The organism is Hoylesella timonensis 4401737 = DSM 22865 = JCM 15640 (assembly GCF_000455445.1).
In the GTDB taxonomy this organism is placed as follows: domain Bacteria; phylum Bacteroidota; class Bacteroidia; order Bacteroidales; family Bacteroidaceae; genus Prevotella; species Prevotella timonensis.
The window spans coordinates 71,877-88,979 of the sequence record NZ_HG417091.1; the positions used below are offsets into that span (position 1 = coordinate 71,877).

Sequence of the window (17,103 nt, forward strand, 5' to 3'; positions counted from 1 at the left end):
TGTTTTCTGAATATGTTATAAAAACTAAAATAACCAATGACCTGAACGATTATTACACTTTTGTGTAGTGCATATTTATTTTGTAGATTCTACTTTTGCGAAAAATAATTATTGATTATGGAACAAAGATACAGTAGAAACAGGCTCTATGTGAGCGAAAGGGAACAAAGTATTATCAAGCATTATAAGATTTTACTTGGCGGCGCAGGTATTGGCAGTATAATCGCTGAATGTGCTTTAAGATTTGGTTTTGAACATATCACCATTATTGATGGGGATAAGGTGGAGGAAAACAATCTTAACAGGCAGAACTATACAGAAAATGACATTGGTAGATACAAAGCGGAGTGTTTAGCTGAACGCTTGCAAAGCATTAATCCCAATGCACAAATAGATTACCATACGGAGTTTCTGACCCCACACAACATTGAAAAATTATTGAATGGTCATGATGTGGCTATCAATGCCTTGGACTTTAGGGATAAGACCCCATTCGTCTTTGATGAAATATGCAAAGAAAGAAAAATTCCTGTACTGCACCCATACAACTTTGGTTTGGCAGGTTTTGTTACAATCGCAGACCCATTGGGACATTCCATATCAGAATTGGCAGACGGATTTAAGGGATTTGAACTAAAGGTGGCTGAATATGTTACCGGACATGGAGCTTTTTGGAATCAGCCAAAGGAGTGGCTGGATAAAATAGTTACTCAATATCGAGAAGAAAGTGAAACGCTCCCACCTCCGCAACTGTCCATAGCATCATGGATTACAGCGGGATTGTGTACAACGGCAATGTACAATCTTGCTACAGGAAAACCTGTGAACTATTTTCCAAAATTCTATTTCTCCTCACTTTTGCAATAAGCGAAGTATGGTTTTCAGAACAATTTGTTTAAGGTTGCCCTTGAAATAGCTTCTGTAATATTCGCCACACCTAATTTTTCAAAGGCGTGGCGTTTGTAGAATTTAATGGAGTCTAACGAGCGACACATCCTGTCTGCAATTTCTGCCATCGTAAGACCAGCCATAGATAGTCTGAGAACTTCAAGCTCTTCTTCTTTAAGCGATACACCATCACATTCCTTCCATCGATGTCCCTCGAAAGAGTATTTCCAATATTTTTGTTGCCCATTCTTGTGAAACTCTACATGTCCAGCTGTTTTATGCGAAGACAGAGACACGACACACATTCCAATCCATATCTTGCCCTCATCGGTTAATAGTATAGGAGTAAGCTGATGATTGATCAGTTTGCTCCTCGTTCCACTCTTCAGATGAAAATGATAGGACATAGAACATTGGTATTTATCAACGTTGTCAAAAGTGTCAAAGAACTTAAACCCACTGCTGTTCAACTCAACAAGCATTTTCTGTTCCTCCTCCGGCACATGTTCCAAGTAAAAACTGTACCCTAATTCCTTCACCTCCCTTGCCGTATGCCCACAAAGAAACAAAGGGTTGTCCGACACATAAAGAAACTCCTGCCTGTAATAGTCTATCAAGTAAACGCTCTGATAGGTAACACGAGCAAAAGCCTCTACGGTTTGCACCAATGTAGAGAGTACATGTGAGTCATAGTCCGGTGTGTTGCGTACGGTATTTGATGCGATAAAGAATTCTTTTACATCTGTCATATATGGCGAACATATTAGGTACTTCACTTAATCTTATGGCAAAAATACTTTTTTTCTTCGAAACGACACTAAAAGATTACACAAAAGTGTAAAAAGCAAGATAGAAAAGAAAAATTACACAAAAGTGTAATGATAGAATTTGGAGATATAAATATTTTTGCAACAGAAATAATCAAATCGAGAAGATTATAAAGCAAAAATAACTGTCAAAATGTGTAATGTTAGAAGTTATAAGAGTCTGATTAAAAACATCTTAGAAATATCTCTTATGAAAAATTTGATTGCTACTTTATTAATGTTAATAAGTTTGCAGACATTTGCGCAAAGTGTTACAGGAAAAGTCGTTGACGAAAAACAGAATCCTGTCTCATTTGCAAACATTGTAGTACTATCTGCAAAAGATTCTACGTTTCTTGGAGGAACATCAAGTGATATTGATGGTTTTTTCCGAATAGAAAAGCTTTATCAAGGAAGTCTTTTGAAAGTTTCGTCTGTCGGATATAAGACGAAGTTTATAAACTGTAATGACGCATCATCCATTATCATAACGATGGAAGAAGACTCCCATTTGCTTGGAGAGGTCATTGTAAAATCCCAATTACCCAAGACATTACTCAAAGACGAGGGAATGATAACTACCGTTGCAGGCAGCATATTGGAGAAAACTCCGTCAATGGAGCATCTGCTCGACCTGATTCCGAATGTATCTGTAAGGAATGGGAATATCGAAGTATTGGGAAGAGGAGCTCCTGAAATATACATCAACGGAAGAAAGATGCGCGATGGAATGGAATTGGAACGCTTGCAGCCTGACGAGATAAAGAATATAGAGGTCATAACCAATCCGGGTGCACGCTATAATGCAAATGTGAAAAGCGTGATACGCATCACTACAAAGAAGGCTGTCGGCGAAGGATTCAGCATTGACAGTAAGACTAACTCGAAAGTGAATGAGCAGAAGCGAATGAGTTGGGTTGAAAGTCTGCGGTTGAATTACCGAAAGGGAAGATGGGACACGAACATTCATCTCTATGGGGCCTATACGCATAAGCAAGATGACAAGCAAATTCATCAGATGACCTATCTTGACGATATTTGGGAACAGAATTCTGCTGTTTCTCAAGAATACACTAATGTCAATCCTTATGTGCAGCTGGCTACAAGTTACTCGTTAAATGCTGATAACTCTATTGGGGCAAGTATCAGTTATGACCGATATGCCAAAAATTTGGCCATTGGAGATATTAAAGGACTGTCTATGTGCAATAATGTTCAGACAGAACAGTCGCTGTCATATTTCGAGTATCCTGGCAATTCAAAAGCATTGTTGTCCAATGTTTATTATGTCGGGAAAATAGGAAAAATGAATATTGATTTTAATACTGATTATTATTGGTCTGGAAAAAAAGAACAGATGAATAATACCGAGAAAATAAATGAGGTAGGAGTACAGGAAAAAGTGCAGAAAATTAATTCTGACCGGCGGACATATAATCGTCTGCTTGCTTCAAAGTTGGTGCTTTCGGTACCTTTCATGTCTGGCAATCTATCGTTTGGAAGCGAGTTCTCTGCATCCAACCGGAAAGAATCTTACACTGTATTGCCGCAAGATGTGGTAAACGATGAGAACAGTCGGATAAAAGAGAATATGACCTCTGTATTTGTTGATTATAGCAAAACTTTTGGTAAACTGAACGTACAGGCTGGACTACGATATGAATACATCAACTTCAACTATTATGATCACAATATGTACGTAGCAAATCAAAGTAAGACGTATGGTAATTTCTTTCCCTCTTTGGCACTCTCTTTGCCAGTTGGAAAAACACAGATGCAACTAACGTATGCTACTGATATTTACCGTCCTTCATATTATGAACTTCGCGATGGGGTGCAATTTAACAACCGTTATACCTACGATTCAGGAAATCCTTTCCTTGTCCCATCCATCAGTAAAAATTTAAGTTATGCCCTTTCGTGGAAATGGCTTAACCTGTCGACTATGTTCACACACATATCGGATGAAATCTGCACGCTGGTAAAGACGTATAAAGATAATCCTCAAACCACACTGGCACGCCCGGAAAATACGCCATCGTACAATAATGTACAAGTTTCATTAGCATTAAGCCCTAAGTTTGGGATATGGAATCCTTCACTCGAAATGATGCTATTCAAGCAGTGGTATCACATGGATACGAATGAAACAAAGAATCTAAATAATCCTGTTGCAACTTTCCAACTGACTAATACGCTTGATACAAAGTGGATGACGGCTTCCATAATACTGTCTGGACAAACAGAGGGGAATATGGGAAATAAATATGTTCGTAGAGGATATTTTAATACCGATATATCCTTATATAAGTCTTTTCTGCATGACCGCCTTACACTGCAACTTTATGTAAACGACCTGTTTGGGACCGCTGACGAACATCGCATTTTCTATTCTGGTTCACAGCGGTCAACGTATTACGACGGCTACTCTTCAAGTTCCGTAACACTAACTATACGTTATCGTTTCAATACAACAGCCAGTAAGTATAAAGGTACAGGTGCAGGGCAAGCACAGAAAAACAGAATGTAAGAATAATCTTGACGAGATAGTTATTATATGAGGTATCCAATTGTTTGTCAATCAGATTCAATGTTATGTGGAATTGCTTGTCTACAAATGATATGTAAGTCATTTGGCAAAAATATTCTATAAAGCTATATCATTGCTGTCCGCTAAAAATAGCTAAGCGTCAGCATGTCACTCACTGCACAACGCATCTCAAAGATCTCTTTGACAAAACTATATTCCAAAATAACAAAGACTGAAACAGTTCAGGCGAACCTAATTTATTTAATTTTTAACTTGTCCATTTTTAGTGGACGTTAATGAAAAAGAAAACGCCTTTAGTTTATTAAATAAATGTAAACAAACCGTAATAATGATAAAATATACGATGATTTAGTTATGAAATATTGTGTATATTGTTCTTTTTGTTTATTTTTCGTCAAATTTAGTGGACAAAATGTTTACTAACAATCTAAATTACAAACAATTATTATTGTAAATAAATGAAAAACTTGTTGAAGAATTGTTGTGTTATGTCGGTGGCAGCCCTGTTGCTGTTTCCCATGTTTGCCTTTGGTCAACGCACAGTTACCATTAAAGGAAATGTAAAATTCATTGAGAACGATTTCAAAGTAGGTGTGTATCGCTTCTCGGGTACGTTGAAGCAGTTGTTGGCTGAAACCACTGTTGATCCAACTACCCATAATTATACCCTATCTGTGCCAGCAGATAAGATAGGTGAGGCTATGGTTGATTGTGGCGGATGGCAAGCTGTGAATGTTTGGTTGCAGGACGAGGACATGGATATTGATTTTCGTGGAGTAGACACGGCAGCCATTAAAATTAAAAATCCTCCATTCGTATATATAAAAGGTGGTAAAAATAACGAGTTAATGAACTTGTTGAATTTTGATGCTTATCGTAATTATCAGTCGATGATTGTCTATTCACAAAAAACTTATGTTACGAAGTTTGCCGATGAGGAGAACCAGAAATCGTTGACCAATGCGCTTTATGATTTCATGGGTGATGATTATGACGCACGGTGTCGCTATTATGTGGAACACTATGCTGACCGCCCAAGTGTGATGGTGGCTATTGAGCAATTGGATTATGAAAAAGACAAGAAGCTCATTGATGATGCACTGGCACGATTGGCTACCGTATCACCACAAGCCAACGAGTTGGCTGCGCAATTCCACAAAGATAAGGTAGAAGAGAAGATGCGCATTGAGCGTGTCAAGGTTGGTGCACCCATGCCTGCTTTCGAATGCAAATCGCCAAAAGGTAAGACAATTCGCCCTGCAAACTTTAAGGGTAAAGTGCTTGTACTCGACTTCTGGGCCAGCTGGTGTGGACCTTGTCGCCAGGAAATACCTAATCTCAAGAAAATATATGCCGATTTCAAAGATAAAGGTGTTGAGTTTATGAGCGTTTCAATTGATGCAAAGCGTGACGCATGGGTGAAAGCCATGAGTGAAGAAGGTATGCCTTGGCATCAAGGTTGGGTGTCTGATGGAGGAAAAGAGGTAATGGATCTCTATCAATTCTCTGGCATTCCATTTATCCTTATTATTGATAAAGACGGACGCATTTACAGAAAACATGTTCGTGGGGACGAAATAAGGAAAGGTGTAGAAGATGTGTTAGCTGGAAAAGCTCCAGCTGAAGAGAAAGGCACCAGCATTAGCATGGGTGCCATGTCCATGTAAACAAACCTAAAGCCATTCACCCGAGACAGCGGGTGGATGGATAGGTTCGAGCTGTTCGAAGAAAGAAAGATTTAGCGTTTAAGATAGTTGTGTTGTATTAATATAAAAGGTTTTGACTATGAAATTGAAGTATTCTGTTTTTATATTGCTTGCAACTGTAGTTGCAGCATTTACCGCTTGTTCAGATGATGAAGACACAAAAGAACAGGCAGTTGGTATTGTGTCGGGTACTATCACACCTATGGGTAGTACGGTGTCATATAAGTTGGTGCCAAAAGATAACGCCACGATAGAAAACACCAACGACAGTTTGGCTTGGGATGTGACGGAGACTGCTCTGTCCGAAGCGGTCTTAAAGGTGACTCCTACGCTCGAGACCACAGTGAGCTACAATGGTAAGGAAGTTGGTGCCGATGGTGTAACGGTGAATGCCAACAATCCTGTGACTTTGCAAGTCAAAGGCTCATCAGGGAAGACAGTGACATATAAGTTGAATGTGGTACGTGCCAAAAACCTGAAAGAGGGTCTTGTCAAAAAGTCAAGTGCAATGCCAGGTTCTGTAAATGGTGCCGTTTGGCAAGACGTAGTTTCCTTTAAGGGAAAGTTTTATGCGCTCGTTGTCAGTGCCAAAGCAACTGGAGAAAAGAAAGGTGAGGGTGAAGAACATTATCAGCTCTTCAGTTCTATCAATGGTATTGATTGGCAAGAGGTAAACTATGCCGTATCGCCCAAACAAGACGTCATTGGCGGAGAAGGAGCACGATTGGTTGTATTTAGCGACAAACTCTATGTCTTAGGTGGCATTCGTACGTTGGGTGCAGATAAATATGGAATTCCAGCCGAGATTGAGGACGGATGGATGGGACCTGCTCCTGTTATCAAAGTGTGGCGTGGGTATGTCACAAGTGATGGTACAAACTTTGAATCGCTGGCTGAAAAGTTGAAAGTGGAGGACGAGGGGAAAGCAGTTGAACCAGAAGACACTTGGCTGTATAACAACCCATATTGTAGCTATGCTATATTGAATGGTAAGATTTTCCAAAGTGGAGGTTTTACCATGTTCATGGGAATGGCACAGGGAGCCAACAATATGCTTGAGTCTTCTAATGGCTATGAATGGAAAGTCATCTCTACACTTGATGACCAAGGTAAATCTATTTACTTGCCATCCATTGGTGCAAACTTCTTCTCTTTCAAGGGAAAGCTCTACATCGTAGGTGGCTTTACTAATTTTATAGATGCAAAATTCATGAATAATGCTGTTTACTCATCTACCGATGGCAAAGTGTGGAAGAAAGAAGCTGAAAATGTCGAAGGATTCAGCAATCTTTACCAAGCTACTGTTGTAGCTACAGACAATGTCGTTTATATCATGGGTGGTGAGATTTACAAGGAAGACAAGACACGTGTGTTGAATACCAAGGTTTATCGTTCTACCGACTGCATACATTGGACAGAGGTGAGTGCAGAAGGTTTCACAGGAGTACGTTACGCTGCGGGTGTCGTGGCAGGACAAGGAGCTTGGTTCTTTGGCGGCTACGAAAGTGTGTCTACAGGCAATTATGCGTTTCCACAGCAGCCGTTTAAGTGGTCAAATACTACTTGGAATGCGGCAATGAAGTAACAATATAAAAACAACAAAGCTTCTCCCGTTGCCTTTGAGTGCATAGGAGAAGCTTTCTTTTTTAGCACTATGAAAAAAGCTCTTTTCATTCTTTTTCTAATCTTTCTATCATGCGTGTCGATTCGCGCTCAACAAAAGGTCATCAATGGCAACGTGGTAGACCGTAATGGCAACCCTATAGAATGGGTTTCGGTTGTTGTCAAACACACGAATGTGCATACAACCACCAACCAGACGGGAGCGTACAATATTATTGCCTCTGTCGGAGATACATTATCGTTCAGTATTATTGGGTTTGACAAAGAGCAGCGAGTCGTTGGAAAGTCGAATCGCATGGATATCATGCTCCACGAAAGCAAGGATGTTGTACTTGCCGACCTTGTCGTGACTGGTTATAGTAAGCAAGAGCGTCGTGACCTCACGGGGTCGGTGGCATCAGTAAAGCTCGATGACAATGTTTCCTTTCGGTCTGTGGACCAGATGTTGCAAGGCAAGGCTCCTGGTGTTTTCATGACCACATCGTCGGGTGCTTTGGGCTCTGCTAACGTCTTGACCATTCGTGGCTTAAGCTCCATCATTGGAGACAACAACCCCCTTTATGTCATCGATGGGGTGCCTATCTACGGTACAGACCGTTCTGCCAACTCCACCGATGTATCTGGAGGAGCAATACCTGCAGCCTCCATGATGGGTATGCAAACTGGTGGCGGGTCCTTGCAATATAACACTGACCTAAAATATTCGTTCGAAAAGAATCCGCTTGCTACGCTCAACCCTGATGATATTGAGAGCATCGAAATTCTAAAGGATGCTTTTGCCACTGCTATATATGGTTCACGTGGCGCCTCTGGAGTGGTACTCATCACTACCAAGAAGGGTAGCCAGGCACGCCCTCGTGTTACGGTCAACTATACCTTGGGCGTGGACAATCCCTTGGGTAAACTCAAATTGCTCAACGGAAAGCAGTATGCGCAAATCTACTCACAATATTTTAATGGGATGAACTTCCCTGAACTCTATGACACCGATTGGATTGATGCAGTAACACGAACGGCAGTGAGCCACAACGTCTCCGCTTCATTCTCTGGTGGAACTCAAAAGACGGTTTATTTCTTGAGCTTGGCAGCGTCAGATAACGACTCGTATGTTATCAATAACAACATGAAACGTTATTCAGCACGACTGAACCTTACTACTGCAATCAGTTCAAAACTCGATCTTGGCGTCAACGTTTCTATTTCCCGTTTGGACAACAACGCCTTGCAAGCTCCTGAAATCTTTGCATCAGCGATTAAGAAAGCACCAAACCTTCCTATATATGATGAAGATGGAGCGTATTATTATGGATATGCACCTAACAGTAAAGGTGACCCCGAGACCTACAACCCTGTGGCGCAGGCTTATATTAATGACGAAGGCAGCGAAGACACTCGAACTATCGGAAACGCATACCTTGAGTGGCATCCCATGAGTTGGTTGATACTCCGTTCTGAGATTGGAACAGATTTATACAATTCTTTTTCGTCCATTAGGAAAGGAGCTTTACCCGACCATGTCAAGGGCGTAGCTGGTAATCAAGCACAAGAAACCACCACACTTAACACGAAATACGTGGTGACCAATACGCTGAATGTCAACAAGGTGTTTGGTGATCACTTCATGCAAGGCATTGTAGGACAGAGTTATGAGTACTCTCGTGAACGTTTGAACGCTGTGGCGGGAGATGATTTCTTTAGTCCTGATTTGGTTGGAGTTGGTGCTGCCCGATCCAAACGTGTCATCAGTGCCTATTCACAACAGTCAGCTCTATTCTCTGCCTTTGCGAGAATGAACTATCAGTATCGAATGAAATACATGCTGGGCTTGACCTATCGTATAGATGGGTCTTCTCGATTTAATCGTTCACACCGTTACTTAGGAACACCATCAGTGAGTGCCGGATGGCGTATGTCAAACGAGCGCTTCTTTCGTAAGGCACTGCCTTTCATTAACCAAGCCAAGCTGCGCGCATCGTTTGGTGTGTCGAGCAAAGACGGCAACAATAGTTACTATGGTGCCCAAGCGACCTATAAGCTCAATTCTGCAGTCAACTATGGCGACCGCAACTATCTGCAAATGTCGCAACCTGGCAATGACAACCTCAACTGGGAACATACCTTGACCTGGAATGGAGGGCTTGACTTAGAGGCTTTCAAAAGTCGTCTCAAGCTCACGTTGGACTATTATTACAAGAAAACTACCAACATGCTCTTCCCTTCTAATCTCCCTTTATACACGGGATACAAAAAAGAGAATCAAAACATTGCCGACATGATGAATTCTGGACTTGACCTTCAAATCATTAGTGAGAATATCGTTGGCAAGAATTTTGGTTGGCAAACGGTACTCAATGTATCCACGACAACGAATAAAATACTTAAATTAAACTTTGAAGGCAATCAGCTTGACCAGCTGAACAGCTCTTTTAAGTACTATCAAGAGGGAAAGGCGGCAGCCCAGTGGTACCTGCATCGATGGGCAGGCGTGGATCCAGATACTGGCGATCCGCTCTGGACTTATGCAGACGGAACACAATCTACGGTGCCACCAGCAGCCAATAACGAAACATCGCAACTCAACAAATTTGTTTGTGGAACGGCATTGCCAACGGTTTATGGATCGATTAGTAACTCGCTGACGTATCGTAATTTTGAGCTTGATATCTTCTTTAACTACGCGTTGGGTAGCCATATGATTAACGCCACTCGAGCTACGATGCTTACCTACACCCAGAACGCCACCAACTTGTCCAAGGAGATGATGAACCTTTGGCAGGTGCCAGGACAGATAACCGATATTCCAAAGCTCAACAATGCATCTATCATCGGAGCTTACGACTACACTACTGCCGTTACTTCTGATCGCTTTTTGGAGAATAACTCCTATCTAAGACTAAAAACGCTTACCTTGTCCTACCATGTTTCACCAGCATTGTTACGCCGGTATAAGCTATGTAGGCAGCTGCGTATCTATGCAACGTTTACGAACCTGTTCACGGTGACAGGTTACAGCGGACTGGATCCAGAGGTTAGTGCTTTTGGCTCTTCGGTCACAGCGTCAGGATACGACAACTGCACCATGCCATCGTCTCGCAGTATGCAGTTTGGCGTGAGCGCAACATTCTAAAACGAAAGGTAGTTCATTATCTAAGGAAAATTAAGATGAAATATAAAAATCATTTGCGAACCCTGCTCTCTACAGTCCTCGTCTTCTCACTGTTTAGCTGTGATTTGGACATGGAGCCAGAAAACGTGTACGTTGACGAAAAGGTATATCGTACTCAAAAAACAGCCGAAGCGGCGCTTACGGGCAGTTATGTGAGGCTTAACGTCTTTCTTAGCGGTGCTCCGCAAGATCAGAACAATTATTCCAACATGGGTTATGCCCTCATGTTGGCTGACTTAACGACTGACAATCTCAAAGTAAGACCATCGTCTACAACGCTCGTGGCGGTTGAGACCAGTCAATACACTGCCAACGAACACGGCCAATTGTTATATTATGTATGGCAATGGGGCTACAATGTGATTGACTACGCCAACAACGTTATCCATGGTGTTGAGGCGTATGGGCAATACAAGGACGAAGTGAAACGCCAACATATCGCTGAGGCTAAGTTCATCAGGGCATACGCTTACTTCTATATGCTTTGTCTGTTTGGTGACCAAGCGCTTCTTGGCAATGATGCGGGAGACGGATTGGTGATGCGTCTTGAACCTTACAAAGGATATGATCCCAATAATCACCAACCTCGTGTAAGTAATGCTGAATGCTGGAAACAAATTATCACCGACCTTCAAGAAGCCATTGTCGACTTACCACAGTCTGTTCCTTCACCATCGGCTCGAGTTAGAGCCAACAAAAGCGTTGCACAGGGACTGCTTAGCCGCGTGTACCTCTACAAAGGAACGTTTACGAACAACATGGGAGAGTTGCAGTTGGCTGAAAAATATGCGGCAGAAGTACTGAATAGTGGAGCGTATGGTTTCTCTAATTCGCCTAACGAATATACGGACAACCTTTTCCCGTCTAATGAGTTCTCGCAGTCAACAGGCTATCCAAATCCTACAGCGTATAGTAGCGAGCTTATGTTCTTCGAGCCAAGCCGCATATACACTGCCAATTACCCTAACGGGATGCGTTATTATCAAAAACGACTTTTCTATGTTCCTCGAACTGCTGTCGAGAATTATGCGCCTAACGACGTTCGACGTTCACAACTGATCGTGACAGGTTCCACTTCAGACAACCCTAACGACCTCACTACGCGCAAATACTGTGGGGGCATGTACGATGACGTTATCTATATGCGACTGGCAGAGATGAAGCTCACTTATGCAGAGACGCTTGTCCGTACCACCAACAGTGTGTCACGACAGGCTATTGACCAACTCAACGACATCCACCAACGAGCCTTTCCTGATGGTATGAAACCGCAACGATTCACCGTGTCTGATTTTCTTGATACGCAATCATTGCTGAAAGCCATCTTGCTGGAAAGGCGACATGAGTTGGCGTATGAGGGCCATTATCGTTGGGATCTTATGCGAACCAACAATCTCTTAAAGGATAAGACGTTAAGTGCCGTGACGCCCAATCGTTGGAATTTGCCGGTACCAGATTATGAGTTGCGTATTACCAAAGGACTTATACGTCAGAACGCAGGATACATCAAATAGTTTCTGCAAGGCTTTCTCATGAGTCTTGCTCTTAAATGAGTCATGAGTGTTTGACCCCTTTTTAGGAATAACGAAACTCGTTTTATCCTCTTTAAGCAATTACCCCAGTTTGAGCTTAGTCCGAACTGGGGTAGCCTATTTACATTATTTTCCAAAAGAACTGTAGCGACAAGATGATAATAGTCTCGATATGACATGCTAAGATGACAAAACAGCAATTGTAAAAATAAACACCTGCTTTTATTTGGTAGAATAGTTTTCAAAACTTATCTTTGCAAACAATTTAATCTATGAAGAACTGACACATGCTCTTTTATAGGTTGTTAGCAATAAAAGTGTGGGCGGATGGCATTCTAAAAAACAATGCCTGTATGTCCGTTTATTTTCATTAAAAAGGTTTTAAGTTTTTATTTTATGGCATCTTTGACATTAGCGATTGTTATCGTTTTTTGTATTGGCTATTTATTTATAGCCATAGAGAGTGTTACAAAAGTGAACAAGGCAGCTGTTGCCTTGCTGATGTTCGTGGCTTGTTGGACACTGTTCATGCTGGATCCTAATACCTATTTGCCTGGGTTTTCTGGACAAGCGTTGGTAAACGAGGTGAGTAGTGTGATTGAAAAGCATTTGGGTAGCACGTCTACAACTTTGTTCTTCTTGATGGGTGCGATGACGATTGTAGAAGTAGTCGACCAAAATGGCGGTTTCAACTTCGTACGAGATGTTATGAAGACCAAGAGCAAGCGCTCATTGTTGTGGCGCATTGCCTTTATGACTTTCTTCCTGTCTGCTGTGCTCGACAACCTTACTACCAGTATCGTGATGATTATGATACTACGCAAGCTGGTGAAGTCACACGAAGACCGTCTTATCTATGCCTCCTTAGTTATTATAGCCGCCAATTCAGGTGGAGCTTTTTCGCCCATTGGAGACGTTACTACCATTATGTTGTGGAACAAGGGAACTATCACCACAGCAGGTGTTATAGAGGAAATCTTTGTCCCATCGTTGGTAGCAATGGTTGTACCAGCGTTTATTATGCAATATCAATTGAAGGGCGAGTTAGAACCTGCTGATGTTCATGTTACCTCCGACTATCAGGTGCTTGACTTTAGCAGTACACAACGCAAGATAATTTTCTTCTTGGGTGTGGGCGGATTAATGTTTGTTCCTATTTTTAAGAGCATTACGCATTTACCTCCTTTTGTGGGTATCCTCTTAGTATTGGGCGTGTTATGGACCGTGACCGAGGTGTTTTACCGCAGATTGCATCGCAAAAAGGACGGTATGACCAAGCGTGTTAGCAATTTGTTATCTAATATTGATATGTCCACTATTCTGTTCTTCCTCGGTATCCTCATGGCGGTAGCGAGTTTGGAACAAATAGGTGTGTTAGAAGGACTTGGCAAATGGCTCAATGACGCGTCTAACGGTAACCATTACATTGTGACGGGTATCATTGGTGTTATTTCAAGTATCGTTGATAATGTTCCATTAGTGGCTGGATGTATGGGCATGTATCCAATCGAGGCAGCAGGAGATATGGCAGTAGATGGCATCTTCTGGCAGTTGTTGGCATACTGTGCTGGTGTGGGAGGTTCTATCCTTATCGTGGGTAGTGCTGCTGGCGTGGTTGTCATGGGATTGGAGAAGATAACCTTTGGTTGGTACCTCAAGCATGTTAGTTGGATTGCTATGGTAAGTTATTTATCAGGAATCTTATGCTATTGGGTCATTCGTACTTTCATTTTCCCGGCAGTTATATAAGTTTATCGCTGATTACGATTGATTGATAATAACATAACCTGGCAACAACATGATTGATAAAATTATTTGTAGTCTATTTGTGTTGTTGCTGGGAATACTTCCTGCTACGGCACAAAACAGTTCTGTTTTTGAACGTTTTTTTGCAAATGCTGTAACCTTTTCCAAAACGTTTCCACGGGAGAAGGTGCATTTGCATTTAGATAACAGCAGCTATTACCAAGGTGATACTATATGGTTTAAGGCGTATGTTGTAACGGCTACAAATAATCAGTTGAGCAGTATCAGTAAACCGCTTTATGTAGAATTGCTCGATCAGCTCGGCAATGTAATGGAGCGCCATATCATTAAGTTGCACGATGGCGAGGGAGAAGGGCATATTGCACTGACGAATGCCTTTTTCACGGGTTATTATGAGATACGAGCTTACACCCGTTGGATGTTGGCTTTTGACGATGCATCGTACTTTTCACAAACCATTCCCATATATCGGAAACGGCTCACACATAAGGAGTCACCAAGGAGTATTGCTGTATACAACATGGATAAGAGTATGGCGCAACGTCCGCTTCCTCAAAAAGACGAGTTAGAAGTTCGCTTTTACCCTGAGGGCGGTAACTTGGTGCAAGGCATTCCCTGTGTGATTGGATTCGAAACAGTGAGCCGTGACAGCGGTTTTGTAAACCTTGATGGATTCTTACTTTCTCCTTCGGGCGAACGTACAATTCCCATTTCTACGATTCATGATGGGATGGGGAGCTTCATGTATATACCAGGTGAACAGCCCGCCAATGTAGAAATCCTTTTTCGAGGCAGAACTTATCGCTTCGAGTTGCCAAAAGCTTTGCCACAAGGTTATTCCATGTCTGTAGCAAACCGAGAAACATCTTTCGATGTGACGGTGAAGAGAAGTTCAGAATCGTTGACAGATTCCTTGGCATTGTTCACCTTTTCTCAAGGAACACCGCATAGTTTCAACACCATAGAATTTGTGGGTAAGGTGTCGAAGACACTGCGAATTATGAAATCAGACTTACCTCCTGGCATTGTGCGTATGTCGCTTATCAATGCAGCTGGACATACTCTTTGCGACCGTTTTTGTTTTTCCTATCCAAAGAAGACAATCACCATGAAAGGTGTTAGCGATAATAAGGTGTACACGCCCTATCAGAAAGCACGCTATGAGGTAAAGGTTACCGATACGGAAGGGAAGCCTGTGCGCAATGCCAGTGTGTCGATAGCCATACGTGATGGTGAACGAACCGACTATATACCAGCCTCTCAAACCATTGAAACTGACTTACTGCTCACTTCCGATTTAAAAGGTTATATTCATCAACCAACGTATTATTTTGAAGAACAGAGTAGGGGAAGGCGCAAATTGTTAGACAATTTGTTGCTTATTCGTGGTTGGAGACAATATGATATAACTCAGCTTATCGGTGAGAAGCCGTTTGAACCGAAGCAAATGCCCGAACCAAACCTGACCCTGTATGGGCATGTAGACTCTTGGTTTGGCAAACAACAGTCTAATATTGCCGTTACAGTGTTAGGTAAGCGCGACACAATTTATGTGTCGGGGGCTACCTATACCGACTCGTTAGGGAATTTCAGTCTGCCAATGGACGATATGTATGGGCGAATGGAGTCTGTCATTCAGACCAAACGTAATGGTAAGCAAAAGAATCGTTATGCCGATGTGAGTCTTTATCGCAATTTTGAACCTGGCTTAAGAGCTTATGATTGGCGAGAGTTGCACCCCACTTGGGAGGAACCTGTAGACACTTTGGCACTGCAACAATTGGTCGATTCGCTTACAACAAATCAACTTGAAGCGAATGCTTTGCAAATAGACGAGGTGGTGGTGAAGGGCAAAAAGCGTCATAATACTTTGAAAGACACAGAGTCGTTTGAACGAGATATTCTTGCCTTTTATAATATTCGTAAACATATTGACAAGCTACGCGACGAAGGGAAGTATGTATCCAACGAGGTGGGATTTTTCTTGCACAACCTTAACCCACTAATTAACCCAGAAGGAACGCAATATGGTGTTAATCCGCTGCGATATAGCGTGAATGGAGAAGAGATACAACTGCCCTATATAGAGAAAGACCTCGACATGGTAGAAACGGCAATGTTGTACATGGACAAGTTTAACAGATACGCTTATTCAGTTGACGATAACTATCGCATACGGAAGTCTGAACTCACCGATGCTTATACTCATTTACGTGTAGACACTGCCAGTCAAACAGAACTCAACAAGTATGTAGTACGTTGTGCGTTCAAGATGGCTGACAATTGGAGTTCTAACAAAAACTATCGCCCATCACGAGGTATCCGCCGCACAGTGATTCAAGGATATGACGAGCCAAAAGCTTTTTATTCGCCCATCTATCCAGAGAGTGGATACTTTGACAGCAATGCCGATGAGATGCGTCGCACTTTATATTGGAATCCGAATTTGAAGACAGACGAAAATGGAATAGCGGTTGTAGAATATTACAATGGAAGTTACACAACTTATATGAATGTGTGTGCGGAGACGCTCGTAGATGGCGTACCCGCATCACTGAACGCTTTTTCTTATCCTATCCGTAAAAAGTAATCAAATATTGTAGGTGTTTCATGGGATGTCCACCCCAATCGGTGTCGTCTACATACCGAAACCCTTGGGTTGTGTAGAGGCGCTCTGCATGTGGATTGTCTTTGTCCACTAAAAGTCCAATTTTGAGACCTCTGCAAAACCTTACCCCATTCTCTATTATTCTTGTTTTTGATCACTATTGGCTCACCTGCGGTCTATATTTTTGATTTTTAGGCTGTATATGCTCTATTTCATCTCATATTCTCCCTTTATTTGAGAGAATTAGACACAATTATCCCTGGAGTTCGATATAAATTGTAGGCAATAGCCTCCATGATGTGTTGTGCGTGAGTCTTATCTAAACCTACATATCTGGCTATCCCACCATGAAACCATCTGTGAATAGAGCCAAAGGTACGTTCCACTTTGTACCGTGTCTTGCTGATAGCTACATTAACACGCTGCTCTCTTTCCGTTAGCTTACGTCCCCTTACG

General features: G+C 42.0%; 11 protein-coding genes and 1 pseudogene. 9 read left to right on the top strand and 3 right to left on the bottom strand.

The genetic code is table 11. From position 1 onward, the window contains the following. Nucleotides 1-117 precede the first annotated feature (117 nt). The gene (locus BN35_RS02465) at nucleotides 118-867 is read left to right on the top strand and encodes a ThiF family adenylyltransferase (protein WP_025072420.1); all 750 of its coding nucleotides are present in this window, start codon (nucleotides 118-120) and stop codon (nucleotides 865-867) included. Between the two features lie 14 nt (nucleotides 868-881). On the opposite strand, the gene BN35_RS02470 is transcribed toward BN35_RS02465, so the two are convergent. Next, on the bottom strand, nucleotides 882-1,637 hold the full coding sequence (locus BN35_RS02470) for a helix-turn-helix domain-containing protein (RefSeq protein ID WP_025072421.1): 756 nt from the start codon (nucleotides 1,635-1,637) through the stop codon (nucleotides 882-884). Between the two features lie 268 nt (nucleotides 1,638-1,905). Here BN35_RS02470 and BN35_RS02475 point away from each other — a divergent pair, with 268 nt between their 5' ends. From BN35_RS02475 to BN35_RS02505, 8 genes are all read left to right on the top strand, one after another. Further along, a complete protein-coding gene (locus tag BN35_RS02475; RefSeq protein WP_028901137.1) occupies nucleotides 1,906-4,224 on the top strand; it encodes a TonB-dependent receptor domain-containing protein in 2,319 nt (772 codons plus the stop codon). Between the two features lie 27 nt (nucleotides 4,225-4,251). Continuing rightward, a complete protein-coding gene (locus BN35_RS14335) occupies nucleotides 4,252-4,347 on the top strand; it encodes a cysteine peptidase family C39 domain-containing protein (RefSeq protein WP_081411454.1) in 96 nt (31 codons plus the stop codon). Nucleotides 4,348-4,715: 368 nt separating this feature from the next. Next, entirely contained in the window at nucleotides 4,716-5,912 is a 1,197-nt protein-coding gene (locus BN35_RS02480) for a TlpA family protein disulfide reductase (RefSeq protein ID WP_161625548.1), read from the top strand. Nucleotides 5,913-6,030: 118 nt separating this feature from the next. After that, the gene (locus BN35_RS02485; protein WP_025072424.1) at nucleotides 6,031-7,536 is read left to right on the top strand and encodes a Kelch repeat-containing protein; all 1,506 of its coding nucleotides are present in this window, start codon (nucleotides 6,031-6,033) and stop codon (nucleotides 7,534-7,536) included. A gap of 114 nt (nucleotides 7,537-7,650) precedes the next feature. After that, complete coding sequence (locus BN35_RS02490; RefSeq protein ID WP_028901136.1) at nucleotides 7,651-10,701, top strand: SusC/RagA family TonB-linked outer membrane protein; 3,051 nt, start codon at nucleotides 7,651-7,653, stop codon at nucleotides 10,699-10,701. A gap of 35 nt (nucleotides 10,702-10,736) precedes the next feature. After that, nucleotides 10,737-12,254, top strand: coding sequence for a RagB/SusD family nutrient uptake outer membrane protein (locus tag BN35_RS02495; RefSeq protein ID WP_081411453.1), 1,518 nt, complete (start codon nucleotides 10,737-10,739; stop codon nucleotides 12,252-12,254). A gap of 414 nt (nucleotides 12,255-12,668) precedes the next feature. Further along, nucleotides 12,669-14,021: a sodium:proton antiporter NhaD gene (gene nhaD / locus BN35_RS02500; protein ID WP_025072430.1), complete on the top strand. Its 1,353-nt coding sequence runs from the start codon at nucleotides 12,669-12,671 to the stop codon at nucleotides 14,019-14,021. 49 nt (nucleotides 14,022-14,070) lie between these two features. After that, on the top strand, nucleotides 14,071-16,629 hold the full coding sequence (locus BN35_RS02505) for a peptidase associated/transthyretin-like domain-containing protein (protein ID WP_028901134.1): 2,559 nt from the start codon (nucleotides 14,071-14,073) through the stop codon (nucleotides 16,627-16,629). Here the strand turns inward: BN35_RS02505 and BN35_RS14040 are convergent. Then, nucleotides 16,613-16,750, bottom strand: a pseudogene (locus tag BN35_RS14040) (GNAT family N-acetyltransferase); the annotation flags it as partial. The gene BN35_RS02505 and the pseudogene BN35_RS14040 overlap by 17 nt on opposite strands. A gap of 127 nt (nucleotides 16,751-16,877) precedes the next feature. Then, nucleotides 16,878-17,103 (bottom strand): transposase (locus tag BN35_RS12970; RefSeq protein WP_145992922.1); only part of this gene is annotated, 226 nt, incomplete at its 5' end.